Consider the following 23263-nt stretch of genomic DNA (forward strand, 5'->3'; position numbering starts at 1 on the left):
GTGATATTCAGCTGTTCTATTTTTTATTTACCTTCAATAATGAAGAGTTAAACAAAAATATCCTACAAAGGAGGAGAGTCCTGCTTTTGTAAGATAGGTTAAAGAAAAAGAATCTTGATTGCTTCCCAGCCGAAATAAATACCGAAACCTATGAGTGATAGACCGGAAATGCAGGAAATGCCGATCAGCAATCTATCTGTAAGGTATCTTCGGAACGAACTGGCAAGAGCGGCCATGCTCACATCCCACAGGGTCAATCCAATGAAAATGGCTACGCTGTAAAGAATTAGATGCGCGTGGTCAACAGTCTGTGCAGTCTTAGCGAGTACAGAGCCATAGATGCCCAGCCAAAATAGAATGGTCAATGGATTCGACAAGGCCATGAAAAATCCGGTGAAAAATGTCTTCAAATAGGATTCATCTGTTTTTCTGGATGAAGAACTGATTTTCCCGGCCCCCAAAAGACTCTCAATTCCTGTGTAAATCAAGATGAAGAAGCCAAACGACCAAAGGAATGCTTTAATAAAAGGTGTATGTAAAAAGTTGACTACACCAAAATAGACAACAAGCATATAAAGGAAATCCGCGACCACCGATCCAATCCCTATCAGCCAAGCATGCCAGAATCCATTTTTAATCCCTCTATCCAACTGTGCAGCATTAATAGGGCCGATTGGTGCGGCGAGCGATAAACCAAGAAAAATATAACTAAAGAAGACGGCCATTATTTCCCCCCTAAATAAGATAACTTGTACATCTTATTCAAGAGTTGTCCAGTTTATAACAATGACTCAAGGGTGCGATGGGACGATAATTATTGAGGAGGAATAGAAGAATACCTATTAATAACTATAGAGATAAGAGGTATAAGGACATGAAACAAGAGAGCGTGGGTGGAATTTGTTTTGAAAGGTGAGCCAATGCCATGAACTCGCCAACAATAACGAAAGTGGCTGAAAGGGTGATTCAAGGAAATGAAAACTTAAGAAAGAAGCCGAGGAATTGGCTTGAAAAGAAGATTCAGAGGCACGAAATCATGGATTTTCTGTAGAATTGGTCATGAGGCAACATTTAAGAACATGAATTAAGCCTGGATCCTGATAAGTCCCGACATTCGATGTCCTCTGGTGTTCCGATTAGTCGGCAAGAAGTCCTAATGGTATTGAAACAATGTCTTCAATCTGCCGGCTTGACTGCACTGAATCCGACATGTCCCTTTTCGCTGTCCCTAGTTTTCCGTTCTAACTGGACGGAACCTAATAGAATTTTATTGGGTATGCCAGCTTTTTTTGTTTTTACGAAAATAGTCTTATTACTTGCTGGAAGTGAGTTGCAAGGACATTTACTCATGAAATATGTATAGAAACAATCAAGAAAGGATTGTACACTGACTGAAACAGCTTAAAAAACATTAGGAAACTTGTCAGGAATACCCCGGCCAAAATCCGTACATTTATCTGGGGACCTAAAGGTAGTGGGGAGAATTTCCTATAGAGAAGCGAGCACCTCTTCCATGAGCCTCATTCTTTCCTGTGCACGATGATATTTTTCCTGTTCTTCTAGAGGCGTTTTTCCGATGAAGTCATGAATACTGTTTAATAACGCTTGCGCATAGTGGATGTCTTGTGATGCACGTTGATAGTGCTGCGGATCATTATTCCCTTGTGCATCTAACAAATTTCGTTCTGCAATTTCCACTTGCTTTAACGCATCTTCCAATGTGTTAGTCATATGATTCACTCCTGATTTGAGAATAGGATCAGGAATACTTCAGAATAGAAGTACCCCTGTAAGCTTTAACAATCTTCTTTTTTGTGCTGATGCAGAGGGGGCGGAATCAACCATCCTTTTTCTTTATTCAAACGAAGCAGTTTTCCGCCAAGAGCAGCCTTCTGAGTATGGAATTGACCAAACATCATGGCAATATCTTCTCGTATGCATTGGCCAATGGCCTGACTGCATGCGACCAATCCGCCAGAAATATCCATGGAAAGTGTTGCTGCAATCTCTTGGTCCTGAAATCTTGCGCCAACCGGAATATCTTCAATACATGCACTGGGGCGTTCCGGCGGTGTTGGAGGAAGACCGACCCCATTCTCTTTTAACAGTTCTTCCAATTGCTTAATTTCCTGAAGGCCATTATCAATCATTTCATCCATGAGCTTATTTAAGTCATCGTCACCTGCGTGGTTTTTCATCGTCTGATACCCGGCAACCATTCCTTTGGCAGCGTTTAAAAATGACCAGCTTCCGAATACTTCTCCATAATGCATTGGTTCATCTTTTGGATTACCACTTAAGATTCCCATTGTAAGCCTCCTGATAATATTCATTATTGTGCCACCCTTTCTATTGCACATCCTTAATATGACCCTAGAAGCATTCTGTATTCAGACCGGGAAAATATCTTATAAAGAGAGTTGGAGGAGATATATATCAAAGTGATTGTAAATTGCTATCAGCTGCTAGCAGGAGGGAGGACAATAAAAAAAGGAGCGAGGATGCCCCTTTGTTCAGGAAAATGCTTTTAAACCGATGACACTGATAACGATGCATCCAATGAAAAAAATCCTCTTGATATCTTTTGCTTCACTGAAAAAGAGCATACCGGCAATGACAGCACCTGCAGATCCAATGCCAGTCCATACCGAATAGCCTGTGCTAATCGGGATAGAAATAAGTGCCAGAGACAATAGATAGAAACTGATGCCTCCTGAAATAAAGGCTAGAATCGTAGGGATTAGTTTTTTGTACCCATCAGAAAGCTTCATAAAAGTAACAAGAAGAACTTCGAATAAACCAGCGGTAATTAAATAAAGCCAAGCCATTATTTTGCCTCCTGAGATGAGTCTTCTTCATCTTTTGAACTGAATTTAAGTCCGATGACCCCAAAGATAAGCAAACAAATAAACAGAATTTTTGGAAGGCTGACTTCTTCTCCCAAAAAAATCATCCCGATGATGGAAGTTCCTCCCGCGCCTATCCCGGTAAAGGCAGCGTAGGCAGTTCCGATAGGGATCATTTTCATTGATTTTGCAAAGAAATAAAAGCTGATGATTAAAAGGATCAAGGTCACTATGCTGGGGGTCAACTTTGTGAATCCGTTTGAAAAAGATAACCCGATGGCCCAGCCGACTTCTAATATCCCTCCGATAATGAGATACATCCAAGCCATGCTTGTCATCCTCTCTCTATTTTTTTATTAATACCATTACCATTATCCATACTGGGAGTGAAATCGCAAACAGATTGTTTACAAAAAAATAAATCAATCCCCTATTGCTTTTTGGAGTAAATTTAATTACTATATAAAGAAAAGGGGATGATTTTTATGAACAATATGATTAAATTGAATGTTGCGCTATTACGCCGCAGGGTTCCGAATCTCACATCAGCTGCTAAGGCTGTCGGCTTAAGGCCGGCTACCGTTTCCAATTTATGTACCGGAAAAATTCCTGTGGGAAGAGCGGAAGTCAAGACAGTAGCAGCATTAGCTTCTTTAGCAAATTGTACACTTGATGAACTGCTGATCCGCGGAGGCCGTCTTGAAATGATCGAAACCGGAATAAAGGTTGTAGATTTATTTTGTCCGATAGTAAAAGGCGGCAAGATTGGATTTATTGCCAGAGCTCAGATGGGGCAGCTCGTACTATTGAATGAGCTGATGGTAAGGCTGCAGGAAAAGCGTTATAAATTGATATTTGTTGACCCTGGTACCAACGTTCCTGATGTTGCTGAAGCAAAAAAGACAAGTGATTATGTTTGTGAAAATATTGAAGAAGTCTTCAAGTTGCTCAATGATTTAGATAAAAAGGAAGAAGCAATTATTATAGCAGACCGTGCCATTGTTCAATCCGGTGATTTATTTAAGCTTAATGACCAGTTCGAAGAGGCGGGGTTTCCTGAGATTACAACATTTTTATACGATCCAAGCGGTGAAGCAGTTGATGAAGAGGATCCTTATGGCCCTCTTGACACACTGATACCATTTGATTTGGATTTAGCCACCAGGCAGATGTATCCAGCTGTTCAGCCGGTTAAAGCAGCATCGACCCTTCTTGAAGATGCTTTGCTTGATAACAATCACTTGTCTATCCAGCGCCGGGCAAGTAAACTTCTCAGGAGGTACCGAGAAATTCGGGTTTTGGTCAATAACATTGGAGAAGAGAGAATCCCTGAATCGGAAATTGAATTATATAAAAGGGGACAAAAGCTTGAAGCATTCCTGACACAGCCTTTCTATGTTGCGGAGGAGTTCACCGGCCAGAAAGGCGAATACGTGCCGGCCGATATGACACTGGCGGGTGTACAAAAAATCATCGACGGCGGTGCTGACAGTCTCACACCGGACCAACTGAAATATACCGGGAAATTAATTATAGAATAAATGCTTTACCACTTTAAAGCAGGTGGGGACAGTCCCTCTCTGCTTTAAAGTGGCAGTGTGTTAAAGGACTGCGCAAAACAAAGGGGGAGTGCAGGGATGAAGAATGATCAAGATGGTAATCTCCAAAAGGCAGATAATATTATGATGGGAGACCAGTCAACCAGCAAATTCAATCAGTACTATGAGGATCATATCACCGCCATTATAAGGCGTGCTGAAAAAGACGGGCAATTTCCAGAAGGTAAAGGGAAACCGCTGCAGTTTGACAGTAACATGACTTATAATCCGGAGAGGGCACTTAACAAAGTACTGAAAGATAATGGCGTTCTACCAAAATGGTTGGAGCTTAAAAAGGAAATAGACAGCTTGAGGCAGGATCTGGATATATTTAACGATAAAGCAACTATCAGGAGAACGGTTGAAAATATAAATAAGAAAGTAATCGACCATAATCTTTGCTGTCCTCGAACTTCTCAATTAGGCGGACCAAATTTGGAAATCTATCTGAAAAAGAGGGGGATCAACTGATCACTTTAGTGCTTTAAAGCAAGTGGGGACTGTCCCCCAATGCGTTAACGCGGTGAAAGGGGAATGAGGCTGGGACATAAGTTGAAAACTATTTGATTTAAGTAGAAATAATCGAAAATAAAACCGTATGAGATCAAGGTTACATACTTGACTTCATGCGGTTTATTCATGATATTAGACTCCGTATTTAAAGGTGTTGCTTTTAAGGTTATTTACCGCTTCTTTCTGAACGTAGGCGGATTGGAGCGGAAGGTGTGCGACCTCCTGCGGGACTAGCGGGACAGGTGAGACCAAGGTTACGTACCGACCGGAACGTAACCCCGCAGGCAAAGCCGAGGAGGCTCACCGCTCGCCCCGCGGAGTCGTGCACCTGGAGCGGAAATCCATCCTTTTTACTCTGACACATTCTTTGAGAAAAAAGCTTTTTTATAGGTTTTGTCCCAGCCTCATGTTGCTTATTTTGTGTATCCTTTTACATCCTGCAGTGTTTCTTTTGGTTGCTGATCCGATTTCTTGATGATGGAGATAGACCCATCTGTTTCGAGGACCACGGCATCAATTTCGGACATCGAACTGATGCCTTGAGATCTGGCTGCTTGCAGGATTTCTTTTTTCATGACCCGTTCCTTCCTCATTGCACCAGTATGGTAATCTCCATCGAGGTAGAGGATCTTCGGGTCTGATTTGATTAGTTCATTGATAAAGGGAATGTGGACAGCAAGTTTTGCAATGATAAATTGGAGGCCGATTAACATAAAAAATGCTGTGGTTCCCTGCGCCCACGTGACATTCTTATTGATGAGGATGGAGGATAAAGTGGAACCCATGGCAATCGTGACTACCATATCAAACGCGTTTAGTTTGGAAAGCGTTCTTTTACCGGAGATTCTAAGCAATAAGATCAACGCAATGTAGGCGCAAAATCCAATAATGATGGTTCTTTCAATTGTATTGAAACTTGAGAAAAACATGGTTATATCTCCTTTCTGTCTCTATGTCCATTGTTTTTCCTCTGGACCCGGCAGATAAACCAAAAAGACCCTCTTAACCAAGAGAGCCTTCTTTTTCAGCTGTTGGATGGAAAAGTGTCAGATTCTGCCTCCCGCTGATTCTTCTTCATTCTTTTTTTCATTGCCTTGACAAGGAAACCGCCCTTGAATCGGCGTGGTTCATAAGAGATGATGAAAGCTCTAGGTTCATGGTCCTCCACAATTTCAAGGAGTTCATCCTCCCGATTGCGTTTCGTCAGGATTTCCAACTGATACCGTTTGCTGTCTCGTCCCATTCCCTCAAATACCGTTACGCCAAATCCTTCATTTCTCAAAATCTCAATTAATTTTTCGTTGATTTCCATAAGATTCACAACAATGCTTGTATATCCTATGGCCAGTTTATTCTCAACTTTGCTGCCAATAAACAGGCCGACACCAAATCCAAGTGCATAGACAAGCATACTGGCAAAACTCTGGTCACCCGAGAAGACCAATGCCAGACCGAAGACATAAATCAAAGCTTCGAGAAAGCCAAAGGATGAAGCGGCTACACTCATGTTTTTCACAAGGAAAATTGTCCTTAAGGTAAGAATTGGGACATATACCAATTGGAGCGCGAAAATAAGCAATATATCTATCATAAAAAGTACCCCTTTTTAATAAATTTTTCATCAAAAAAATCCTTTCCAACTATACCATTGATAAAGGTTATAAAGGAAGAGATTTTTGTGGGTTTTTTAAAAAATAATTGTCAAATAGTAGGGGGTTATTAATTTCCTTTCTTGATCATTCCGAAAAACTCTTACAAAGCATATACATACACTGTAAAGTATTACAATTTTGAAGGAGTGTATGCATTGATGCAGTACCCACACAGACAGAGTTTTTATGGTCTGGGCCAATATGGAACTCCTGGATTCCCTGGTGGATATGGACCAGGGTATGGACCAGGATATGGGCAATCATATGGATATCCGGGATTTGGAGGAGGCTATGGCCAATGGCAAAATTCAGGTTATCCCGGCTATGGAGGACCAAATTATGGCGGATATGCTGGTTACGGAACTCCCTTTGGAGGAGCGGGATTTGGTCCTGGGGGTGGACTCTCGCCGTTAGGAGCAGGCCTTCTTGGATTGGGAGCAGGGTATCTTGGTGCCGAACTCTTGGATAATGGCTCAAAGCGCGGTTATTTTTATTGAAAAATAAAATGACCTTCTGCCTTTCTTAATTTAAGCTTGAAAAGCAGAAGGTTTTGTATTGAATAGTTATTGGTTTTCGCGTTTATCTTGTTTGACTTCATCAGGATAACCGGCTTTGGTTGCTGTTTTAAATTCCTTTGCGTAATTTACCTCCTGGGAACTTGAAAGACCGTTATTCTTTTCTGTATTAAATCCTTTGTAAGGAAGGTTTTTAGCATTTCTTCCTGCCATAGTGATTCTCCTTTCATTGTATTATTTGTCTTATGATTTATTTACCCACTATAAAAATCACTAAACAAAAAAACGCGATGAGGGATCCCTCATCGCATTTTTTATTTTTCCTCCAAAACAATCGGAAGCTGGTTTTCGGTACGCTGCCGGCCATATTCCGACCCTTTGTTCTGCTTAATGTGCTTATTGCCTGGGTAAACCGACTTATGTTCATTAGACAATTTCGCTACTTTTCCTGCGTCTGTATTGACCATTGCCATCCTCCTTAAAAAGGGATAAGAAGATTATAGCTTCAGATCGATGTCTTTTCCAGCCACATCTTCCATGGTTCCATCGATCGTTCCTTCTGTAAGACTGTCACTTGCCTGCTCATGAGTCATTGCAAGCCCTTGTGATAGTTCATCGCTCTTTTTGTAGTCTGCCGGCTCGTATGTTCTGCCTGCAAGTTCAGTTGATTTTGATTGTGGTCTTTTTGTCATTTACCTTACCTCCAATTAGTCTTCAACATATGGATCATGTTCATATGCGGGTAAATCACCAAATGTGGTCATAGTCCCTTCCTCATCAAGAACCTCTTCATACTGCTCATGCTGTTTGTTTGGATAGACGGTTACGTTTTTGCCTTCTATATCATTGCCTGTAAAATTCTCGAAATCCTCTGTATACCCGACATTTTCTTCATAGTCGATATATACATCGTTGTAATCATCAGGCGGGTTCATCAGTGCAGATGGTGATTCTGAAGTTCCCCATTCAGCAACTGCCTGCCAGGAATCTTCTGCATCAAACGCGATATCCTCATCTTTTTCATCCATAAAGAATTTGCCGAATGGCGGCATGAGGACCCCCTCCTCAATGGGGCGGTTATGAGAAACCGTCTGGTCCGGGCTGTGTTCTTTGCAATACAGGGTTGTAGGAATTGCATCCAGTCTTTCCAATGGGATTTCCTGGCCGCAAACAAGGCATTCCCCATAATTCCCTTTATCCATAGCAGTCAATGCCTTTTGAATGTTCTCCAACTCATAATCAAGATGCTGATGCAAAGCGATATCTTTTTCGCGTTCATAAAGAGCGGTCCCTTCATCCCCTGGATGGTTGTCATAGCTCGATAACTCTCCTGTAGTCTCATGGGGGTGCCCTTGATTTAAATCAAACTTGTCGTTATCTTCCTGTCTTCTATTAATGGTTCTTTCCAGTTCTACGAGGGTTGATCGGAAGGCAGACAGTTGTTGTTGTGTCAGTGTCATTTCATCATTCCTTCCACGAAATTTTCTTTATTAGTATGGAGCAGATCAGAAAATAAATGTTTGTTAAATCATACCGGGTTTTATAAAATATAAAGGAAAATCAAAGGGGGCATCGAACCATTTTACAGAGGGCTCATACCTCCGTCATATTTTCCCGATCCTTGAATATCATTAGATGTTGGATAATTCTTAGCGGGGAGAACAGGTATGAACAAGATTGTCATCAAACTTGGTATTGTCATTACCTTGACGGGGATATTGGTGTTTATGCTTCACTATAAGAAAGAAGATGGAGAGACTCTGGAAAAAAATAAAGTGACGCTGGTTGAAAAATACTTTGCTCCAAGTCAATCGCAAATAGCAGTTGGAGTAAAGTCCAAGAAAGAAATCGATGTTCAGGATAGTGAGAACAAAAAATGCATGATGGAATTCAGCAATAAAAAATTATTTGAAGTGGACTGTGATAAGTACCTTGATTTCAAAGTAGGAGATAAGGTAGTCATTATGTATCAAAATGAAAATCTTGTAAAACTTGGAAAAAAGTAAGGGGAGAACGATGATAACAGTGAATTTTGAAGAAATAGCCGATATTGATTTGAATGATTATTACTTAACTGCCATGGAAGAAAGTCATGCACAGCAAATGTTTTTGTTTTTAAGTGACAAAGAAACGATGAAATACCTCACGCCACACCCCCCGGAATCTGTTGAAGAAGTCGCAGAGACTATTAATAAGTCCTTACAGCAATTTAAACAGAAGAAGGAAATCCCCTGGGTATTAAAAGAAAAAACAACGGATAATGTTATTGGGATGTTTCGATTACATAAGCTGAATTTCTGGCATAGGAAAACCGAGATGGGAGTCGTGATATCAAAAGCATTTCAAAAGAGAGGTGTCATGACTCAAGTGCTCCCGGAAGTGTTGTCGTTCTGCTTTAATGAACTGGGGTTAAACAGAGTAGTAGGAGATATATTTGCAGAAAATGCTGGTTCAAGAAAATTGCTTCTGGCTCATGGATTCAGGGAAGAAGGAGTCCTTAGGCAAACGGATTATGATGGTGAACGATATCATGATACGATCGTATATTCTTTGTTAAAATCGGAATACGAACAATTATAGACTGTAATAATATTATGTAAACGAAAAGTACACTCGTCCACTTGTTTGGACGAGTGTACTTTTTATTGTAAATCGTTCGGAGGTTCTTTCATATGACCCTGATTTCCAACTTCATCAAATATATTCCCTTGGGAGGAAGCCGTTGAAGCGGTGTAGCCGGGGGGCTGCTGTACAGATGGCCATTTATTGACAGGTAAAGGGGCAGACATGCGCTTACTGATCGTTTGTGTGAGCAGTTCGATCTCTTGCCGAAGCTGTTCAATATCTTCTTTAACGGCTGGCTGCTTATTTTTCTTCAGTATTATTCCAAGCTGGCCATTTGGTTCTAACGTGGCATATTGAACATGAGAAATGTCGCTCACTTGTGACTGCCGCAACTTCATTTCCAACTGATCAACTGTCAAGCGCAACTTCTTTAAGGTGTCTTGCTGAAGTGTCCCATTATGAATAACGACTTTTGAACGTCCCGTTATGAATTTTTCGAGCGAATCGTTCTTTATCTGAATATACTCCATGACCACTAAGGTCAAAACAAGTATCAGTCCAACTGTTAAGGTGGACCAGACACTTTTTCCGACAATCGGCTGAACAAGTAATGAACCCAAACCAATCATGATGACCACTTGGGCAAGTGTCATCTGTGAGATCGATTTCCTTCCTGCCACGCGTAAAAGCAAGGTCCCGCCGGTCACGATCAGGACGGCTTTCCAAAGTAAATCCAAATCCAAAATAACCACTTCCTTTATGAATGAATCCATTAGTCGATAACCGCTTGGAGAACAGATTATCAGTAAGTAGGTTGCGGAATAAAAGGCGGGATTATACTTTGACACCTTTGCCTTATTCAGTCAGTTTACAAATAATTCTTCTGGTTCTTGGTCCGTCGAATTCACAAAAGTAAATGCCCTGCCAGGTGCCAAGAAGGAGTCTCCCCTTTGTGATGATGACTGTTTGGATATGTCCGACTGTGCTAGTTTTCAAATGAGCTGCAGTGTTTCCTTCTCTGTGTCTGTCCTGGATATGGTTCCAAGGAAACGTTTCATCGAGTCTCATAATGAAATCTGTTTTCACATCCGGGTCGGCGTTTTCGTTTACGGTGATACCGGCTGTCGTATGCATGGACTGAACCAGCAATACGCCTTCCTTGACTCCTGATTCATCAAGCCACTCTTGAAGAAGCCTAGTGATTTCAATCATTTCGTCTCTTTTTGAAGTACTGATTTCAAATTGTTTAATCATCGAATCTTCCTTTCTTCATTACCTTCCTTTACTATTACTGATTTTCCGCACCCTTAAACTTTTCTTTTGTTAAATCCGGGATTTTGTGGATATAGCAGGATTAAAGTGTAAAATAAAGAACTATATAGGCAAGAGCTTTATAAAAGGCTGTTCGCATTCTTTGCTGCTTTCGGAAAAATCCCATGGAATTCCCCTCGAAAAAGGAAAAGCAGCTCTTTTCTTTCCTGGTAACAGGGGATCATCCGGTGAATGACCAAAATTGTATTTGACATTCATATTGAATATCAACAAAATTTATGGAAAGAGCCTTATAAAAAGAAATACTTTCGCGAAATCCATTCATTAAAAGTAAACCAGGCATTGATTAAATAATGTAAAAACGCACGGTTATCGCTATACTTTTTTACAGAACAAAAGCAGAGTCAGATGGGATCATAAGGGTAAAGGTTATGATTGAGGTGAGAATATATGGATTTATCAGCAATCAAACGAAAATTTCATAATCGGACGCCCAGGATTCTGGGAAGCGATGACTTCTATCGGTTTTCCGTTTTGCTGCCGTTGATAGAGGTGGATGGGGACATTCATATCCTCTTTGAAGTACGTTCTAAGCAGCTGAGGAGGCAGCCTGGAGATATATGCTTTCCAGGGGGGAAAGTGGATGAAACAGATAGAACAGAACAGGATACTGCCATCAGGGAGACCTGTGAAGAGCTTGGAATAAAAGAAGAAGATTTATCAGATATCTATCCCATGGACTACATTGTCTCTTCATTTGGGACATTCATTTTTCCATACATTGCAGTTTTGGAGAAAACGACTGCTTTACTACCCAATCCAAGCGAAGTGGCAGAAACTTTTACCGTTCCTTTGTCATTTTTCCTGAAGAATGAGCCTAATGTATATAAAGTCGGGTTTACTATTGAGCCGGAAAGAGATTTTCCACTTGATTTGATAGCAGGAGGAGAAAATTACAATTGGCAGACAAGGAAGGTTGATGAATATTTCTACTTTTATGAAGACCGAGTCATTTGGGGATTGACGGCGAAAATCTTAAAACATTTTACAGGTGAAATCAAGCCTTTGACGAATAACAACGAATAAATGGGAAGGTGAAAGTATGTTTATCGAAAGTGTCAGGAATGTATTAGGGAAAATTGCCTTGATGGATGATGACGATCCCCGGGTGGAAGACACCCTTCAGCTGCTCCTTGATTTATTGCTCCAAGATGAGGAAAAGACAATACAGTTTATGGAACAGGCCAGCCGGAAAGAGCTGTTATTGATCAGTGAGTGGTTCCCTGAGGTAGTCTATACCTTTGGAAGCCAATATTTTCTTGAATATATTTATTCCCTGGATAAAAAACATCCGGAACTCGATTTGCTTCGATATATTGAAACAAATCCCAAATATTTAAACTAGCGGGAGGAACGATGAAACAGGTCATTGCGATTGGAGGGGGAGGGTTTTCGATGGAACCTGAGAACCATCTTCTTGATACATATATACTGAACCAGGCATCTTCAGCTCAACCCAACATTTGTTTTCTTCCCACAGCCAGCGGTGATTCTGAAAGTTATATCAATCGCTTTTATCAGTTTTTCAAACAAAAGAAATGTGCCCCTTCACACCTCTCATTATTTAATCCTCACACAAGGGACATGGAAGGGTTTTTATTGGCTCAGGATGTCATTTACGTTGGGGGAGGCAATACCAAAAATCTGCTGGTCCTTTGGAAAGCATGGGGAATAGATTTAATCCTGCGTAAAGCCTTTGAAAAAGGAGTGGTCCTTGCAGGGCTGAGTGCCGGGTCGATCTGCTGGTTCGAAGAGGGAGTCACCGATTCTTATGGTGACGGGTTGGAGCCGTTGACAGCTCTCGGATTTCTAGAAGGAAGCCATTGTCCGCATTATGACGGTGAATTGGAGAGGCGGCCCTCCTATACAGCCTTTATAGCGGATACAGCATTGAAACCAGGGTATGCGGCAGATGACGGTGCAGCCCTTCATTTCATTGATGGAAAACTCGAGAAGGTAGTTAGTTCAAGGCCGCACGCAGCTGGGTATTATGTGGAAGAACAAAATGGACAACCTGTTGAAACGAAGCTCTTGGCAACATACCTGGGTTAAGGTAAACAAAAGGGAAGCTTAAATTCCGCTTCCCTTTTGTTCTAGGGGGTTATAAAGAGACTTCAACATCACCATTTTCTGTAATAGAGACGGTCGTGTAGCTATAGAATGTATCCCTTTCGTCAATCATACTCTCCTCTTGTCAGAGTGCATTCATATAGCGATTATACGTGTTGGCATTTTTTGCGATATGATAAAAATAGGTCGGTACCTCGTCAATGATTTCCTTTTCTTTGAATATGAATTGCTCCTGAAATCAGTTGCCATACCAATCGCTTGCTTCCTTGTGATTGTCAAAATCAGGCATGTCTTTGGCCAGTTGTTCAATATTGATGGTCATAAATCAGCCTCTTCCTTTCTGGGGATGGATGAGAATTCGGATTGAGATTATTTTTTACAATAGTCATAAGATTCATGCAAAAATGCTGCTGTCTAAAGGCTTTTGACTTTCGGGAAAAAAATGCCGAATTTAACACTTTGGAAATCGAGATGTTCTTTCTCGACGGGAGAGCAGCTCTTGTTTACCAGGGGATTTCTACTGAATGAGAACGGAAATATTTTTAAAAACTCGTATTATGAAAAGTGTTTAAAATAGAAAGGAGTTGTCGCAGTTGATGGACGATGCATCCTTTGACATTTTGCCGCAGGAATTCTATTTATTGCCTACACTTCAGCTGGCAAAGGAACTCCTGGGATGCTTGCTTGTCAAGGAAACGAATGAAGGGCTCGCTTCAGGATACATAGTCGAAACGGAGGCTTATATGGGACCTGAAGACAAGGCCGCACACAGTTTTAACAATAGAAGAACGAAAAGAACGGAGATTATGTATGCGGAAGCTGGAAGAGTGTACACGTATGTGATGCACACCCACTGCCTGGTGAACGTGGTGAGCGGCCCTCCCGGCAAACCGGAAGCCATCCTGATAAGAGCCGTTGAACCGCGGAACGGGATAGAGTTGATGGAGAAGAGGAGACCAAAAACCGGGAAGGAGCTCACAAATGGTCCCGGCAAGCTGACGAAAGCAATGGGGATAACCATGGGGGATTATGGAGGAAGTTTTGTTCAGGGCTCCTTGTACATCGCGGTGGGCTATCAACCGGACAATATTTCAACAGGGACACGGATCGGGATCGGAAATTCGGGGGAAGCCCGCAATTATCCTTACCGGTTTTGGATTGATGGAAATAATTATGTGTCACGGTAGGATTGTGGGAAGGTTTATGTGCAATTTTGTTTAGACATGGTGATTTATATTTTGAAAGGTTCATGAGGCAGCCAGAACCAGAATGATTAAATAAAGCAAGAGTGATTGATGAAGGATGAGCGATCTAAAAGTATCTGATATGTGTCTATCAAATAAACAAATTCACCCTTGTGCTCCCTGCAAGATTTCCTGCGGGAGGGGCAAGGTTTTTTTGTTTGAGTAAAAAGTGAATGGGGAAATACCAAAGTGACAGACATTTTAAAGGAGGATTCAGAATGAGTAAAGAAAAAAATCAAGAAGAAAAAGATAACCTCTCTTTAGAACAGGAAGAAAAGAAGGAACACGAACAGGATATCGACCCGCAGAGAGATCCACAGAAGCCAAAGCATCAGGAGGATTGATTCCTTACCATTTTTAATGAAACCAGATTTTAAAGGATGGGACCAATATTGGTTCTGTCCTTTTTTAAGGGTGGCTTGAAAAATGATACAATAATAGAAATAAAAGGATTGCTGCCGAGGTGAGGTATGAGAAAGTTTCTTCTTCTTTTGGGGCCAACCCTGATGATTTTTATAGGCTTGACCCTGCTTGGAAATGTCCCTTTGACATTTGGTTTGTTTTATGGCTGGCTTCTCCTAGTGCCGTCCATTAGCAGATGGAAACAGCCCAATCATGTTAAATGGAAAATATGCTTTACAAAGAACTCTATTATTATAGGTTTAGCAAGCGGTCTGATTTTTATGGCCATCCTATTTGCAAGCGTCTCTTACTTATTCTCATTCTTGATTGATCTTGAACATATTCGTTCATTGTTGAAAGAATGGAATTTTGATGGAGCCATGGTATGGGGGTTGATGGCCGTTTTGATTTTTCTGAATCCCTGCCTGGAAGAGAAATATTGGCGGGATTTCATTTTTGAAGAATTAAAGACTTCAATTTCTCCAGGAAAATCCATTCTTATTGCCTCTTTTTTTTACAGCTTCTATCATATTCTTTCGTTGGTTGAATTATTTAATTGGCCATTCAACATGATCGCGTTCATTCCGGTTTTTTTAGCTGGCGTCATCTGGGGGGTTATCAAACAGAGAACCGTTTCCATCGCTGCACCGATGATAAGCCATATGCTGGCGGATATGGGAATTATGCTGGTTTATGTAATTCATATTTATATTTGGTGACTGTAAAAAAACAAGCTTGGCCCAAGCTTGTTTTTCTTTGAATTAAAGGGTCATCGGCGTCTGTGTGGCCTGCGTGAAAGAAATTCCATTTGAGGTTATCTGGAAGGGACCAGTATTCCCAGACACTGATCCATTCGTACTTTTTGAGCTGGAGACTGGCGATTGGTTTAATGGTGCGCCGAACGTGACTTCCCCTCCGCTGATATGATGAATATAGACTTTATTGATGTAGCAAGGCATGACTTTGGCTCCTTTCAATGCGGTTTACCAAATGAATGCAGCCAGAGCCAATCCAGTGATGGCCCCTAGAGCAATTCCATAAGCAAAGCCGTAATATCCCCATCCCCCGCCAAGGTAGCCAAATCCTCGGTTTGTTCTTACAGGGCGGATGAATACTTTATTGTTTGTCACTCGTGTAATTTCACCAAGATGTGTTCTTCCGAAATGGTCGTTGATTCTAACCACTTTGCCATGGTGGCGGCAGCATAAATGATAATAGTTCATTCCCCAGAACTCTCCTTTCCTATAATTTGGTATACTTCTAATGTATTCATCACATGGACATGTTGATTGTTCATTCACCTATTTCGCCTTCTTTTCATTAGATATTTAGAGAAAGGGGTTAATTCTTGACCTAAGACCTTGAATTTCTATGAATGAATGATTTAAATATACCTTTGAAAAGGGGATAGAGGTATGGGGAGTTATCTTGATTTCTTAGCTTTATATGGAATTGGAGGGGCACATCCCGGTGGGATCCTGCTGACAAAGGAGCTGATGTTCCGGGAAAAAATTACGGAAGGAATGTGTCTTTTGGATATAGGCTGCGGCACTGGCCAGACAGCCGTCTTTATGAAGGAGGTGTTCGGAAGCAGGGTAGTGGGGCTGGAAAATCATCCTATTATGCTGGAAAAGGCGGAAAAGAGGATTAAGGCAGCAGGAGCGGAAGTGGAGTTGGTAAAAGGGGCAGCAGAAGAGATGCCGTTCGGGCACGGGACGTTTGATTTAATCACCAGTGAATCCGTTTTGTCCTTTGTAGACAGTCCGGCCGTTCTTTCTGAAGTGGCAAGAGTGTTGAAACCTGGAGGCATCTTTATTGCGGTCGAAATGACAGCAGAGAATGACCTGGCCATTGAAGACCGAAGTGAATTGGGGAGCTTTTATGGTGTGAGCCATTTTTTCACTGAGGAGGACTGGAAACGGTGTGCAGAAGGAGCAGGGTTCGAGGAAGTGAACATTGAAAGACCTGATTTCCCCTTGTTATCGCCGGAACCCATTATTGAATTCAACCTATCAGATGAGATTCCTGAAGAAATTCATGAGATGCTTGACCGCCATGAAGATTACGTGGAGAAATATAGAGATTTATTAGGGGTCAGGATCATCAAATGCAAAAAGTAAAGGCCCAAGATGCCTTGGGCTTGGAAAGGGGTACTTCATTCCTTTAACGTAACAGGGGACTGTCCCCCGGTGCTTTAAAGTGTTGAAGTGCTCAGGCTGTTACTCGCGGGGCTGTGGGGTCGCAGTCAGGCAGCTGGGTACCTGCAGATTCATAAAGTTTAACCAGATAATAACATTCTTCACGACCCATATGATCTGCCATCAACGCTGAAAATGAACCAAGCAGTTTATTGTTCATTTCCCACTCTTCCAATTCGGCAAGGAAATTTCTAAATATTTTCATCTCGAGTTCGACATCTTCATTGAACTTTGCCAAGGCTGGAAATTCGGAGAGTCCGGTCCTCAGATAGCCAGCCAGCTCAATCGATTTTAAGTAAAATGCTTCAAAATCTTTTTGAAAAGCCGAGCCTCTTTGTTTCAGTTTTTTCTCGCTTAAGTCAAGTTCATCATTGATGGCTCCCGCATGCCCAGATGCATCGGACAACCATAGAAGATGGTGGTGAACCGCATGGAATACCGGGACTCCTTCATCTCGGAGCAAGTGATCAAGGATGGTCAGGTATTCTTCCAACTCGTTCACCATGTGATTGATGAAGGTTTCCCCAAGTCCGATGACCACTTTCCCTGTCAGTTTCTTTTTAATCAGAGAAAGCTTAAATGTTCTGAGCTTTTCAGTTTGCTTTGCGGCCATCCTGTTCAAATCATCCAGCTTCTGCCCAGTTGACGGCTGTCTTGCCATTTGAAGGAGCTGATCCATGACAGAGATAAATTGTTCGGCCTGCCTGATCTCGTCTTTCTCTGAAGGGGAGAGTGTATCATGAATAAATCGTGCATGGTCACCAAGTATCTGCAGCCAAAAACGGTGTTCGTAAAGGGCGTTATCTTCCAAACTATTTCTGCTCATTATGAATGACACTCCTTTTTGTTTTTTTTACCTTATGAAATCGTGCAGGTTCTGAAGTTGAAAAATGCTGTGAATGTCAGGAATATAAATTATAATGTCTTGCCATGAACAAACCTGTCTGAACCATATCGATTTAATATATGAGGGGATGTCAGCAAAAATTAACGAAAGTTTGATTTGCAGACAGGATAAATAATTTCACCCATTATGGAAAAAGTGATAAAGTGTGGTTATCGACATAAAAGCAGATAGCAGGAAGGGGAATAATATGATTCGATTTGGAGTTATAGGCACCAATTGGATAACAGATAGATTTCTGGATGCAGCAGGTAAGGTGGGAGATTTTAAACTTACGGCTGTTTATTCAAGGACCGAAGAAAAGGCGAAGGATTTTGCAGCCAAATATGGAGTGGAAAATACATTTACCGATTTAGACGAAATGGCAGCAAGCGATAAGATAGATGCCGTATACATAGCAAGCCCGAACATCCTGCACGCGAAGCAGTCCATCACTTTCTTGAATAAGGGTAAGCATGTACTGTGCGAGAAGCCGGCTGCTACAAACGCTGATGAGCTGCAAGGGATGATCGATGCATCCAAAGAAAACAATGTACTCTTAATGGAAGCCTTAAAAACAACATTCATACCAAGTTTCAAGGCAATCAGGGCAAACCTGCCAAAAATTGGGCAAGTCAGAAGGTTTGTGTCCGTGAAAAATCAATATTCTTCCCGATATGATTCATACAGAAAAGGCACTGTGATGAATGCCTTTAGGCCTGAGTTGGGCAATGGTTCCTTAATGGATATCGGAATTTACTGTATCCTGCCTGTTGTATCATTATTCGGAAAGCCACAAAGAATTTATGCACAAGGAATGATGCTGGACTCTGGTGCAGATGGGGAGGGGACCGTTCTCTTTAAGTATAAAGAGATGGAAGCAACCGCTATGTATTCCAAAATAACAAATTCCACCATTCCCTCAGAGATACAGGGGGAAGACGGAAGTATCATCATTGATAGTATTTCCGATCCGAAAAAAGTGGAAATACACTACAGGGATGGGTCTATCGAAGATATCAGCATCCAACAAGAAGAGAATACAATGTACTACGAAATTTGTGAGTTTGTCGACTTAATAAAAAGAGGTGAAACCGAATCGGCGATGCAATCTTTTCAGCTTTCAACAGATACACTGTCCATTCTTGATGAAGCACGGAGGCAGATTGGCATAGAATTTCCTAGTGATCAACACTCATGAAGTTAATTACCAGTCATCCTTACTATGTTGTCACCAGAAAAATCGAACATGATGTCCAGTTGGCTGATGAAACGGAGCATGAACTTCAATTATTTTCCGAGAGCATTATCTGTACCTCAAAAACCTTCAGAATGAAGAACGTTTTTGATGTTTCATACAAATCCCTGAACAGCCATAAAGGATTTTTGTATTTACATACCCATCAGGGGCTCTTCAGTTTTTATGTGAAAGAAGATCCGAATGAATTTATTAAAGCATTTAAGAAGCTGAGATAGCTTGTGTTTTATAGAGAGCCCCTTAAATAAGGGCTCTTTTTTTGACCAATTTTTGACTGGATTAAGACAACCATGAAGGTTAAGTTACGAGATTATTAAAAAACTGAAAATCACGCTTACTTTTTCTTATAACAGGAAATAGACAGAGACATCAAATTAACGGGGGTCTTGGATTTGTTTACACTCAATGATATGTGGATATTCTTTCTAGCCTTTTTCCTGACTCTGCCTCTAGTTACACTTGTTCACGAAGCAGGGCATGTCCTGGCGGCAAGGATGTTCGGTGCTAAAATCAATTTTACAATCGGAGCGGGCAAGACGCTATTTAAAGTCGGCCCGCTGGAAGTGAAAAGAATGTATTTCATGGATGGCTGGTGTCAATATGAAAAACTGAAATATGATCGAAAATGGGTCCATATCCTGATTTATCTTTCAGGCAGCGCGGCCAATTTGATTGTCATCCTGCTGATTAACTATCTGATTTATCAGGGTACATTGCCAGTGCACATATTCTTCTATCAGTTTGTTTATTTTTCTGTCTATTTCATTTTCTTTTCTTTGTTTCCTTTTAAAACTGGAGAAGGCAAGCCAAGTGATGGTCTGGCTATTTATGAGGTCTTGAAATACGGAAGAAAAGCAGATCCCTTGGATTGAGTTTAGCTTCACTGTGAATGAGGTAAAAAAGAAGAAGAAACCATTGGGAGGTACTTTCATGAGACGACTAATCAAACACTTGATTAAATGGGGACCAATTGTCTATCCAATTTATAAAAAATATAGAAATAAAAAGAGAAGCGCCAGATCTTATTAACCAGTTGATATACTAACAAAGCACCCCATATGTTACTTTCCGGGGTGCTTTGTTGTGTGGTTTTGAAATACTGTACGGGAAACGGGATGCTGTATTTCTTATCAAAAGGGTAATTTGCTTCCCGGTAACGTTAGATTCTCAGGGAATCATGCAGGAATAGAACTGCAATACAAGCACATCTATTGATTTCCATGATTTCATGCAGGAATGAAGCAGCTTGTACAGCATCATTCTCTGCTCTCTATAGTTTTGTGGTATATGATTGATTCACCGGATTTGGTGACCCCTTAAAAACTCTCAGGAATCGGAACCCGCGATATTCACTGAGAATGTATCCGAGAAAAAAACAGCGGTATCATCGAGGGCACTGAAAAAGTCCAAGAAAGAAATATTAAAAGGGCAGAAACGTTCATTCAATGAGCGATTCTGCCCTTTTTTCTCTAGGCTTAGGTATAGAGTCATGATTTCCGTTCCAGGTGCGCTACTCCGCGGGACGGGCGGTGAACTAAAAAGCGGAAAGCCCGGTTCAGCAGCGTACAGATTGGAGGGCTCTCATATGAGATATAGGAATCACGAAGAGTGTAGCAATTCGATGATGACTAATCGCAAGGAGAGAGACCGAAATCTGCAAGCGGCTGGCCGCTGAAGCTGGACTCGGGGTCTCACCTGTCAGGCTAGTCCCGCAGGAGGTCACGCACCTTCCACTCCAATCAACGTTAAGACTATCAGAGCCCTGCATTATACTAGAAACATCAATATAAGCGGGTGGTTTTCAGTGATTCAATATCATCAGCTGTTTTTTTAGAATTCGATCACATGTCATTAAGAGAACCGGCTTTTTTTCAATCGGCTGTCAAGGACCATGTTTCCGAAAGGCACGAAGGCTACCAGGACAGAGCCGAAAATCCATTTGAAAGCCCAGCGCACCTTGATGGTTGTGTAGGCAATGACAAGTAAATAGACAATGAAAAAGAATCCGTGGAGCGCCCCCACTACTGAAACGGCTTCCGGAATATCTGCTATGTACTTTAACGGCATAGCAATGAATAATAAAATTAGAAGCGAGGCTCCTTCAATGAACCCCATTAGCCTGAATCTACCTATATCAGTTTTCCACATAGATTATCCTCCAATATTCTTCATCCTACTGTTCATTATAATATAAAAGTGCGGATAAAACCTTCAATTGATTTCTCCCAGAGTCAACATTTCATGTCTGCTTGGCATTATTATATGATGTGATTTTGGTGGAAATGACTTATTTCAGAGATCAATGCACAGTCTTGACGTACCCATTGAAAAAACTAGACAAGGGGAATGGTAAGCATATGCCGGCCGCTACATGATCAAGACTCTGAAAGTACCGTTGCTGATAGTTTCAATAAGCTTCTGAAAAAACCTTGATGACTCATCATCAGATGTGGATATCGGGAGTCAAATTCATTGAAAAATACGATCCTATTAAACATAACAAAAATCAACTAGAAAACAGGCTCCCCATTGGCAAGCCTGTTCTTTGTTCTTTGAATGACCTAACAGCAAAAATCATAGGGATGGAAGGGAGGTTCTGCCTTCCAGTGCCAGTTTGGATCCAGATAAGGGTCCCCCCAGTTCCATGCACCAAGTGCCGCTGCACAAGCGTCAATTGCGTGGGTGGTTTCTTTTACTTCATCTGGCAAAGCATTAAGGTCCGTAGATTGTAAAAAGTGATAGATTTCAGTTAGTGAATCTTGGTTTCTTTTATAATGGAGGAGATGTGGAAGCAAGTGTGCCGGTATCCTTGATCCCATCACGGCCCCAGGGTGGACCTCAACTATTTTAACAGGTTTCTTGGTTTCGATTGTTTCAATGGCCCTTGTCAGCGAAATGCCCCTGAGTGTAAGATAGGCCATCCTGTTCATAATTGGCGACATGATGGAGGAAGGTTTCATTCCAAGTTTTGTAATATAGGAACGTACACTTTTATCTGCCGGCCTGTCTCCACCTCCGTCCTGGTAGGATAAGGGTGAGTCGATTCCAATGATTACAGAGTGGTTTTCCGCTTCTTTTCGAATCCTGCAAAGAATGACTTCATCCGTTGCTCCTTTGATCAGCTGCCGGAACTTCAAGGTTCCATTGATTTTTTCAAAAATGGATACGGCAGTATTTTGTGGATTAGACGGACCTGATAAGTCAATGCCAATGACAATCATATATTCACCTTCTTTCGATTTTTAATAGGTTAATTTTCAGCTTAGTTAGTGGTGATCAGTATATTTTACCCAATGGAGGATGCTTTAAAAGCTGATGTGGCTGAAAGTCGACATTTTTTTAAAATAAAAAGCCGCCTTACATTAGGACGGCTAGGTGAAGCAAAATTGAAGCTGGTATTGGATTCAATTTCTTTAAAAAGTTAAGGGTTATAGAATTGAACTTTTCGGGCTGATCGATATTGCAGACGTGTCCTGAGTCTTTTATGGTCCTCAAATCTAACTCTTGTTGTTTTGCCACCAGTTCCTTGACAGGGGTAAGGAATAAGTGGTCCTCTTCTCCCATGATGAACAGCGTTGGAATACCCTTTGAGTCCATTTGCAGGTTCTTCAGATACGGGTTGATGGACTTGGTCAACCCAAACCAGCGGATAAATTCCTTCTGGCACATTTTACGGGCTTGTTTAACAAAAGTATATCTGGATTCCATATGAGTGGAGCGCGGCATAATGATCCAGGCAAATAGCTTGTAAAGCCACATATAAGGAAGAATGAATTTAAAGGTGTTTCCTACAGCAAGAAGAAATTTCGTGCGGAAGTTCAACTGAATGACAGCACCGGCCAGTATCATGGATGCAAGGCGTCCTGCATGCTTCCGGGCCAGTGTCTGTACCACAATGGTACCCAGGGATATGCCGATGAAATGAGATTTATTAATGTTCAGATAGTTCAAAACATCGATGACTTCGTCAGCTACATGGATAAAGGAATCCCCTTTTTTCCAATTGGCTTTAGAGCTTCTTCCATGTCCCCTCAAATCAATGAGCAAAACATTATAGTCTTTTTTGAAATCTTTTATTTGTTTAAACCATATGCTGGAGCTTCCTCCAGCCCCATGGACAAATGTCACCCATGGGGAAGAGCCGTCTTTAATATAAGTTTTATGATGTAACATATGCATGCAACCTC

General features: G+C 41.3%; 38 protein-coding genes. 19 read left to right on the top strand and 19 right to left on the bottom strand.

The features are described 5' to 3' along the window. Positions 1-98 precede the first annotated feature (98 nt). Positions 99-725 (bottom strand): LysE family transporter, encoded by a 627-nt coding sequence (locus AC4E8A_RS09540; RefSeq protein ID WP_490198211.1) that lies wholly within the window; start codon positions 723-725, stop codon positions 99-101. Between the two features lie 200 nt (positions 726-925). On the opposite strand from AC4E8A_RS09540, the gene AC4E8A_RS09545 reads away from it, so the two are divergent. After that, complete coding sequence (locus AC4E8A_RS09545; protein ID WP_490198212.1) at positions 926-1051, top strand: hypothetical protein; 126 nt, start codon at positions 926-928, stop codon at positions 1049-1051. Positions 1052-1488: 437 nt separating this feature from the next. Here AC4E8A_RS09545 and AC4E8A_RS09550 read toward each other — a convergent pair whose 3' ends face one another. The 4 genes from AC4E8A_RS09550 to AC4E8A_RS09565 form a co-directional block, all read right to left on the bottom strand. After that, entirely contained in the window at positions 1489-1731 is a 243-nt protein-coding gene (locus AC4E8A_RS09550; RefSeq protein WP_490198213.1) for a hypothetical protein, read from the bottom strand. Between the two features lie 65 nt (positions 1732-1796). Continuing rightward, the gene (locus tag AC4E8A_RS09555) at positions 1797-2309 is read right to left on the bottom strand and encodes a DUF3231 family protein (RefSeq protein WP_490198214.1); all 513 of its coding nucleotides are present in this window, start codon (positions 2307-2309) and stop codon (positions 1797-1799) included. A gap of 204 nt (positions 2310-2513) precedes the next feature. Beyond that, the gene (locus tag AC4E8A_RS09560) at positions 2514-2828 is read right to left on the bottom strand and encodes a DMT family transporter (protein ID WP_490198216.1); all 315 of its coding nucleotides are present in this window, start codon (positions 2826-2828) and stop codon (positions 2514-2516) included. Next, positions 2828-3175 (bottom strand): DMT family transporter, encoded by a 348-nt coding sequence (locus tag AC4E8A_RS09565; protein ID WP_490198217.1) that lies wholly within the window; start codon positions 3173-3175, stop codon positions 2828-2830. The genes AC4E8A_RS09560 and AC4E8A_RS09565 overlap by 1 nt, the downstream gene beginning before the upstream one ends. A 156-nt stretch (positions 3176-3331) precedes the next feature. Between AC4E8A_RS09565 and AC4E8A_RS09570 the strand changes: the two genes are divergently transcribed. Beyond that, complete coding sequence (locus AC4E8A_RS09570; RefSeq protein WP_490198218.1) at positions 3332-4387, top strand: ATP synthase beta subunit C-terminal domain-containing protein; 1056 nt, start codon at positions 3332-3334, stop codon at positions 4385-4387. A 96-nt stretch (positions 4388-4483) separates the two neighbouring features. Continuing rightward, entirely contained in the window at positions 4484-4915 is a 432-nt protein-coding gene (locus tag AC4E8A_RS09575; protein ID WP_490198219.1) for a DnaJ family domain-containing protein, read from the top strand. A 455-nt stretch (positions 4916-5370) separates the two neighbouring features. Here AC4E8A_RS09575 and AC4E8A_RS09580 read toward each other — a convergent pair whose 3' ends face one another. Both AC4E8A_RS09580 and AC4E8A_RS09585 read right to left on the bottom strand, forming a co-directional pair. Beyond that, positions 5371-5886, bottom strand: a complete 516-nt coding sequence (locus AC4E8A_RS09580) for a DUF421 domain-containing protein (RefSeq protein ID WP_490198220.1) — start codon at positions 5884-5886, stop codon at positions 5371-5373. Between the two features lie 95 nt (positions 5887-5981). Continuing rightward, positions 5982-6548, bottom strand: coding sequence for a DUF2179 domain-containing protein (locus AC4E8A_RS09585; protein WP_490198221.1), 567 nt, complete (start codon positions 6546-6548; stop codon positions 5982-5984). Between the two features lie 216 nt (positions 6549-6764). On the opposite strand from AC4E8A_RS09585, the gene AC4E8A_RS09590 reads away from it, so the two are divergent. Next, the gene (locus AC4E8A_RS09590) at positions 6765-7106 is read left to right on the top strand and encodes a hypothetical protein (protein ID WP_490198222.1); all 342 of its coding nucleotides are present in this window, start codon (positions 6765-6767) and stop codon (positions 7104-7106) included. A gap of 66 nt (positions 7107-7172) precedes the next feature. Here the strand turns inward: AC4E8A_RS09590 and AC4E8A_RS09595 are convergent, their stop codons facing one another. The 4 genes from AC4E8A_RS09595 to AC4E8A_RS09610 form a co-directional block, all read right to left on the bottom strand. Beyond that, the gene (locus tag AC4E8A_RS09595; RefSeq protein WP_490198223.1) at positions 7173-7337 is read right to left on the bottom strand and encodes a YfhE family protein; all 165 of its coding nucleotides are present in this window, start codon (positions 7335-7337) and stop codon (positions 7173-7175) included. Positions 7338-7438: 101 nt separating this feature from the next. Then, on the bottom strand, positions 7439-7591 hold the full coding sequence (locus tag AC4E8A_RS09600; RefSeq protein WP_490198224.1) for a hypothetical protein: 153 nt from the start codon (positions 7589-7591) through the stop codon (positions 7439-7441). A 30-nt stretch (positions 7592-7621) separates the two neighbouring features. Beyond that, on the bottom strand, positions 7622-7816 hold the full coding sequence (locus AC4E8A_RS09605; protein WP_490198225.1) for a YozQ family protein: 195 nt from the start codon (positions 7814-7816) through the stop codon (positions 7622-7624). A 15-nt stretch (positions 7817-7831) separates the two neighbouring features. Beyond that, the gene (locus AC4E8A_RS09610; protein ID WP_490198226.1) at positions 7832-8584 is read right to left on the bottom strand and encodes a TraR/DksA C4-type zinc finger protein; all 753 of its coding nucleotides are present in this window, start codon (positions 8582-8584) and stop codon (positions 7832-7834) included. Positions 8585-8791: 207 nt separating this feature from the next. Between AC4E8A_RS09610 and AC4E8A_RS09615 the strand changes: the two genes are divergently transcribed. After that, entirely contained in the window at positions 8792-9130 is a 339-nt protein-coding gene (locus AC4E8A_RS09615; protein ID WP_490198227.1) for a hypothetical protein, read from the top strand. A 10-nt stretch (positions 9131-9140) separates the two neighbouring features. Further along, on the top strand, positions 9141-9704 hold the full coding sequence (locus tag AC4E8A_RS09620) for a GNAT family N-acetyltransferase (protein WP_490198228.1): 564 nt from the start codon (positions 9141-9143) through the stop codon (positions 9702-9704). A 62-nt stretch (positions 9705-9766) separates the two neighbouring features. On the opposite strand, the gene AC4E8A_RS09625 is transcribed toward AC4E8A_RS09620, so the two are convergent. Together AC4E8A_RS09625 and AC4E8A_RS09630 are read right to left on the bottom strand one after the other, a co-directional pair. Beyond that, a complete protein-coding gene (locus tag AC4E8A_RS09625) occupies positions 9767-10462 on the bottom strand; it encodes a DUF421 domain-containing protein (RefSeq protein ID WP_490198229.1) in 696 nt (231 codons plus the stop codon). A gap of 82 nt (positions 10463-10544) precedes the next feature. Continuing rightward, positions 10545-10943 carry a secondary thiamine-phosphate synthase enzyme YjbQ gene (locus tag AC4E8A_RS09630; RefSeq protein ID WP_490198230.1) on the bottom strand — a complete coding sequence of 133 codons (399 nt, stop codon included), beginning with the start codon at positions 10941-10943 and terminating at the stop codon, positions 10545-10547. Positions 10944-11192: 249 nt separating this feature from the next. Here AC4E8A_RS09630 and AC4E8A_RS09635 point away from each other — a divergent pair, with 249 nt between their 5' ends. The 8 genes from AC4E8A_RS09635 (at position 11193) to AC4E8A_RS09670 (ending at position 15456) form a co-directional block, all read left to right on the top strand. Next, positions 11193-11315, top strand: coding sequence for a hypothetical protein (locus AC4E8A_RS09635; protein ID WP_490198231.1), 123 nt, complete (start codon positions 11193-11195; stop codon positions 11313-11315). A 96-nt stretch (positions 11316-11411) separates the two neighbouring features. Beyond that, a complete protein-coding gene (locus AC4E8A_RS09640) occupies positions 11412-12047 on the top strand; it encodes an NUDIX hydrolase (RefSeq protein WP_490198232.1) in 636 nt (211 codons plus the stop codon). 16 nt (positions 12048-12063) lie between these two features. Then, positions 12064-12366, top strand: coding sequence for a hypothetical protein (locus AC4E8A_RS09645; protein WP_490198234.1), 303 nt, complete (start codon positions 12064-12066; stop codon positions 12364-12366). Positions 12367-12377: 11 nt separating this feature from the next. Then, positions 12378-13073 (top strand): Type 1 glutamine amidotransferase-like domain-containing protein, encoded by a 696-nt coding sequence (locus AC4E8A_RS09650; RefSeq protein ID WP_490198235.1) that lies wholly within the window; start codon positions 12378-12380, stop codon positions 13071-13073. Between the two features lie 190 nt (positions 13074-13263). Beyond that, positions 13264-13458, top strand: coding sequence for a hypothetical protein (locus AC4E8A_RS09655; RefSeq protein ID WP_490198237.1), 195 nt, complete (start codon positions 13264-13266; stop codon positions 13456-13458). Between the two features lie 229 nt (positions 13459-13687). Then, positions 13688-14278 carry a DNA-3-methyladenine glycosylase gene (locus tag AC4E8A_RS09660; RefSeq protein ID WP_490198823.1) on the top strand — a complete coding sequence of 197 codons (591 nt, stop codon included), beginning with the start codon at positions 13688-13690 and terminating at the stop codon, positions 14276-14278. 275 nt (positions 14279-14553) lie between these two features. Next, positions 14554-14679 carry a 3-methyladenine DNA glycosylase gene (locus tag AC4E8A_RS09665; RefSeq protein WP_490198238.1) on the top strand — a complete coding sequence of 42 codons (126 nt, stop codon included), beginning with the start codon at positions 14554-14556 and terminating at the stop codon, positions 14677-14679. A gap of 162 nt (positions 14680-14841) precedes the next feature. Continuing rightward, positions 14842-15456 carry a CPBP family intramembrane glutamic endopeptidase gene (locus tag AC4E8A_RS09670; protein ID WP_490198239.1) on the top strand — a complete coding sequence of 205 codons (615 nt, stop codon included), beginning with the start codon at positions 14842-14844 and terminating at the stop codon, positions 15454-15456. A 42-nt stretch (positions 15457-15498) separates the two neighbouring features. Here the strand turns inward: AC4E8A_RS09670 and AC4E8A_RS09675 are convergent, their stop codons facing one another. Together AC4E8A_RS09675 and AC4E8A_RS09680 are read right to left on the bottom strand one after the other, a co-directional pair. Next, on the bottom strand, positions 15499-15696 hold the full coding sequence (locus AC4E8A_RS09675; RefSeq protein ID WP_490198240.1) for a spore germination protein: 198 nt from the start codon (positions 15694-15696) through the stop codon (positions 15499-15501). Positions 15697-15720: 24 nt separating this feature from the next. After that, positions 15721-15960 carry a hypothetical protein gene (locus tag AC4E8A_RS09680; protein ID WP_490198242.1) on the bottom strand — a complete coding sequence of 80 codons (240 nt, stop codon included), beginning with the start codon at positions 15958-15960 and terminating at the stop codon, positions 15721-15723. A 192-nt stretch (positions 15961-16152) separates the two neighbouring features. Between AC4E8A_RS09680 and AC4E8A_RS09685 the strand changes: the two genes are divergently transcribed. After that, positions 16153-16857: a class I SAM-dependent methyltransferase gene (locus AC4E8A_RS09685; RefSeq protein ID WP_490198243.1), complete on the top strand. Its 705-nt coding sequence runs from the start codon at positions 16153-16155 to the stop codon at positions 16855-16857. A 91-nt stretch (positions 16858-16948) separates the two neighbouring features. On the opposite strand, the gene AC4E8A_RS09690 is transcribed toward AC4E8A_RS09685, so the two are convergent. Beyond that, a complete protein-coding gene (locus AC4E8A_RS09690; RefSeq protein WP_490198244.1) occupies positions 16949-17761 on the bottom strand; it encodes a DUF2935 domain-containing protein in 813 nt (270 codons plus the stop codon). 268 nt (positions 17762-18029) lie between these two features. Between AC4E8A_RS09690 and AC4E8A_RS09695 the strand changes: the two genes are divergently transcribed. The 4 genes from AC4E8A_RS09695 (at position 18030) to AC4E8A_RS09710 (ending at position 20105) form a co-directional block, all read left to right on the top strand. Beyond that, positions 18030-19019 (top strand): Gfo/Idh/MocA family protein, encoded by a 990-nt coding sequence (locus AC4E8A_RS09695; RefSeq protein WP_490198245.1) that lies wholly within the window; start codon positions 18030-18032, stop codon positions 19017-19019. Beyond that, positions 19016-19294, top strand: coding sequence for a hypothetical protein (locus AC4E8A_RS09700; RefSeq protein WP_490198246.1), 279 nt, complete (start codon positions 19016-19018; stop codon positions 19292-19294). Before AC4E8A_RS09695 ends, AC4E8A_RS09700 begins: the two co-directional genes overlap by 4 nt. Before the next feature lie 174 nt (positions 19295-19468). After that, positions 19469-19948, top strand: a complete 480-nt coding sequence (locus AC4E8A_RS09705; RefSeq protein WP_490198247.1) for a site-2 protease family protein — start codon at positions 19469-19471, stop codon at positions 19946-19948. A gap of 58 nt (positions 19949-20006) precedes the next feature. Next, entirely contained in the window at positions 20007-20105 is a 99-nt protein-coding gene (locus tag AC4E8A_RS09710) for a hypothetical protein (RefSeq protein WP_490198248.1), read from the top strand. Between the two features lie 822 nt (positions 20106-20927). Here the strand turns inward: AC4E8A_RS09710 and AC4E8A_RS09715 are convergent. The 3 genes from AC4E8A_RS09715 to AC4E8A_RS09725 all read right to left on the bottom strand — a co-directional run bounded on the left by AC4E8A_RS09715 (position 20928) and on the right by AC4E8A_RS09725 (position 23249). Continuing rightward, the gene (locus AC4E8A_RS09715) at positions 20928-21224 is read right to left on the bottom strand and encodes a DUF3817 domain-containing protein (RefSeq protein WP_490198249.1); all 297 of its coding nucleotides are present in this window, start codon (positions 21222-21224) and stop codon (positions 20928-20930) included. 413 nt (positions 21225-21637) lie between these two features. Then, positions 21638-22297, bottom strand: a complete 660-nt coding sequence (locus tag AC4E8A_RS09720; RefSeq protein ID WP_490198250.1) for a DUF429 domain-containing protein — start codon at positions 22295-22297, stop codon at positions 21638-21640. 136 nt (positions 22298-22433) lie between these two features. Further along, the gene (locus AC4E8A_RS09725; protein WP_490198251.1) at positions 22434-23249 is read right to left on the bottom strand and encodes an alpha/beta fold hydrolase; all 816 of its coding nucleotides are present in this window, start codon (positions 23247-23249) and stop codon (positions 22434-22436) included. Positions 23250-23263: the final 14 nt, after the last annotated feature.

The sequence above is a fragment of the Bacillus sp. SRL337 genome (genome assembly GCF_984799155.1).

Excerpts from the sequence above, each read along its gene's own strand:
- AC4E8A_RS09540 (WP_490198211.1), bottom strand. The coding sequence starts at position 725 with ATGGCCGTCTTCTTTAGTTATATTTTTCTTGGTTTATCGCTCGCCGCA.
- AC4E8A_RS09545 (WP_490198212.1), top strand. The coding sequence starts at position 926 with ATGAACTCGCCAACAATAACGAAAGTGGCTGAAAGGGTGATTCAAGGA.
- AC4E8A_RS09550 (WP_490198213.1), bottom strand. The coding sequence starts at position 1,731 with ATGACTAACACATTGGAAGATGCGTTAAAGCAAGTGGAAATTGCAGAA.
- AC4E8A_RS09555 (WP_490198214.1), bottom strand. The coding sequence starts at position 2,309 with ATGGGAATCTTAAGTGGTAATCCAAAAGATGAACCAATGCATTATGGA.
- AC4E8A_RS09560 (WP_490198216.1), bottom strand. The coding sequence starts at position 2,828 with ATGGCTTGGCTTTATTTAATTACCGCTGGTTTATTCGAAGTTCTTCTT.
- AC4E8A_RS09565 (WP_490198217.1), bottom strand. The coding sequence starts at position 3,175 with ATGGCTTGGATGTATCTCATTATCGGAGGGATATTAGAAGTCGGCTGG.
- AC4E8A_RS09570 (WP_490198218.1), top strand. The coding sequence starts at position 3,332 with ATGAACAATATGATTAAATTGAATGTTGCGCTATTACGCCGCAGGGTT.
- AC4E8A_RS09575 (WP_490198219.1), top strand. The coding sequence starts at position 4,484 with ATGAAGAATGATCAAGATGGTAATCTCCAAAAGGCAGATAATATTATG.
- AC4E8A_RS09580 (WP_490198220.1), bottom strand. The coding sequence starts at position 5,886 with ATGTTTTTCTCAAGTTTCAATACAATTGAAAGAACCATCATTATTGGA.
- AC4E8A_RS09585 (WP_490198221.1), bottom strand. The coding sequence starts at position 6,548 with ATGATAGATATATTGCTTATTTTCGCGCTCCAATTGGTATATGTCCCA.
- AC4E8A_RS09595 (WP_490198223.1), bottom strand. The coding sequence starts at position 7,337 with ATGGCAGGAAGAAATGCTAAAAACCTTCCTTACAAAGGATTTAATACA.
- AC4E8A_RS09600 (WP_490198224.1), bottom strand. The coding sequence starts at position 7,591 with ATGGTCAATACAGACGCAGGAAAAGTAGCGAAATTGTCTAATGAACAT.
- AC4E8A_RS09605 (WP_490198225.1), bottom strand. The coding sequence starts at position 7,816 with ATGACAAAAAGACCACAATCAAAATCAACTGAACTTGCAGGCAGAACA.
- AC4E8A_RS09610 (WP_490198226.1), bottom strand. The coding sequence starts at position 8,584 with ATGACACTGACACAACAACAACTGTCTGCCTTCCGATCAACCCTCGTA.
- AC4E8A_RS09615 (WP_490198227.1), top strand. The coding sequence starts at position 8,792 with ATGAACAAGATTGTCATCAAACTTGGTATTGTCATTACCTTGACGGGG.
- AC4E8A_RS09620 (WP_490198228.1), top strand. The coding sequence starts at position 9,141 with ATGATAACAGTGAATTTTGAAGAAATAGCCGATATTGATTTGAATGAT.
- AC4E8A_RS09625 (WP_490198229.1), bottom strand. The coding sequence starts at position 10,462 with ATGGATTCATTCATAAAGGAAGTGGTTATTTTGGATTTGGATTTACTT.
- AC4E8A_RS09630 (WP_490198230.1), bottom strand. The coding sequence starts at position 10,943 with ATGATTAAACAATTTGAAATCAGTACTTCAAAAAGAGACGAAATGATT.
- AC4E8A_RS09635 (WP_490198231.1), top strand. The coding sequence starts at position 11,193 with ATGACCAAAATTGTATTTGACATTCATATTGAATATCAACAAAATTTA.
- AC4E8A_RS09640 (WP_490198232.1), top strand. The coding sequence starts at position 11,412 with ATGGATTTATCAGCAATCAAACGAAAATTTCATAATCGGACGCCCAGG.
- AC4E8A_RS09645 (WP_490198234.1), top strand. The coding sequence starts at position 12,064 with ATGTTTATCGAAAGTGTCAGGAATGTATTAGGGAAAATTGCCTTGATG.
- AC4E8A_RS09650 (WP_490198235.1), top strand. The coding sequence starts at position 12,378 with ATGAAACAGGTCATTGCGATTGGAGGGGGAGGGTTTTCGATGGAACCT.
- AC4E8A_RS09655 (WP_490198237.1), top strand. The coding sequence starts at position 13,264 with ATGATAAAAATAGGTCGGTACCTCGTCAATGATTTCCTTTTCTTTGAA.
- AC4E8A_RS09660 (WP_490198823.1), top strand. The coding sequence starts at position 13,688 with ATGGACGATGCATCCTTTGACATTTTGCCGCAGGAATTCTATTTATTG.
- AC4E8A_RS09665 (WP_490198238.1), top strand. The coding sequence starts at position 14,554 with ATGAGTAAAGAAAAAAATCAAGAAGAAAAAGATAACCTCTCTTTAGAA.
- AC4E8A_RS09670 (WP_490198239.1), top strand. The coding sequence starts at position 14,842 with ATGATTTTTATAGGCTTGACCCTGCTTGGAAATGTCCCTTTGACATTT.
- AC4E8A_RS09675 (WP_490198240.1), bottom strand. The coding sequence starts at position 15,696 with ATGCCTTGCTACATCAATAAAGTCTATATTCATCATATCAGCGGAGGG.
- AC4E8A_RS09680 (WP_490198242.1), bottom strand. The coding sequence starts at position 15,960 with ATGAACTATTATCATTTATGCTGCCGCCACCATGGCAAAGTGGTTAGA.
- AC4E8A_RS09685 (WP_490198243.1), top strand. The coding sequence starts at position 16,153 with ATGGGGAGTTATCTTGATTTCTTAGCTTTATATGGAATTGGAGGGGCA.
- AC4E8A_RS09690 (WP_490198244.1), bottom strand. The coding sequence starts at position 17,761 with ATGAGCAGAAATAGTTTGGAAGATAACGCCCTTTACGAACACCGTTTT.
- AC4E8A_RS09695 (WP_490198245.1), top strand. The coding sequence starts at position 18,030 with ATGATTCGATTTGGAGTTATAGGCACCAATTGGATAACAGATAGATTT.
- AC4E8A_RS09700 (WP_490198246.1), top strand. The coding sequence starts at position 19,016 with ATGAAGTTAATTACCAGTCATCCTTACTATGTTGTCACCAGAAAAATC.
- AC4E8A_RS09710 (WP_490198248.1), top strand. The coding sequence starts at position 20,007 with ATGAGACGACTAATCAAACACTTGATTAAATGGGGACCAATTGTCTAT.
- AC4E8A_RS09715 (WP_490198249.1), bottom strand. The coding sequence starts at position 21,224 with ATGTGGAAAACTGATATAGGTAGATTCAGGCTAATGGGGTTCATTGAA.
- AC4E8A_RS09720 (WP_490198250.1), bottom strand. The coding sequence starts at position 22,297 with ATGATTGTCATTGGCATTGACTTATCAGGTCCGTCTAATCCACAAAAT.
- AC4E8A_RS09725 (WP_490198251.1), bottom strand. The coding sequence starts at position 23,249 with ATGTTACATCATAAAACTTATATTAAAGACGGCTCTTCCCCATGGGTG.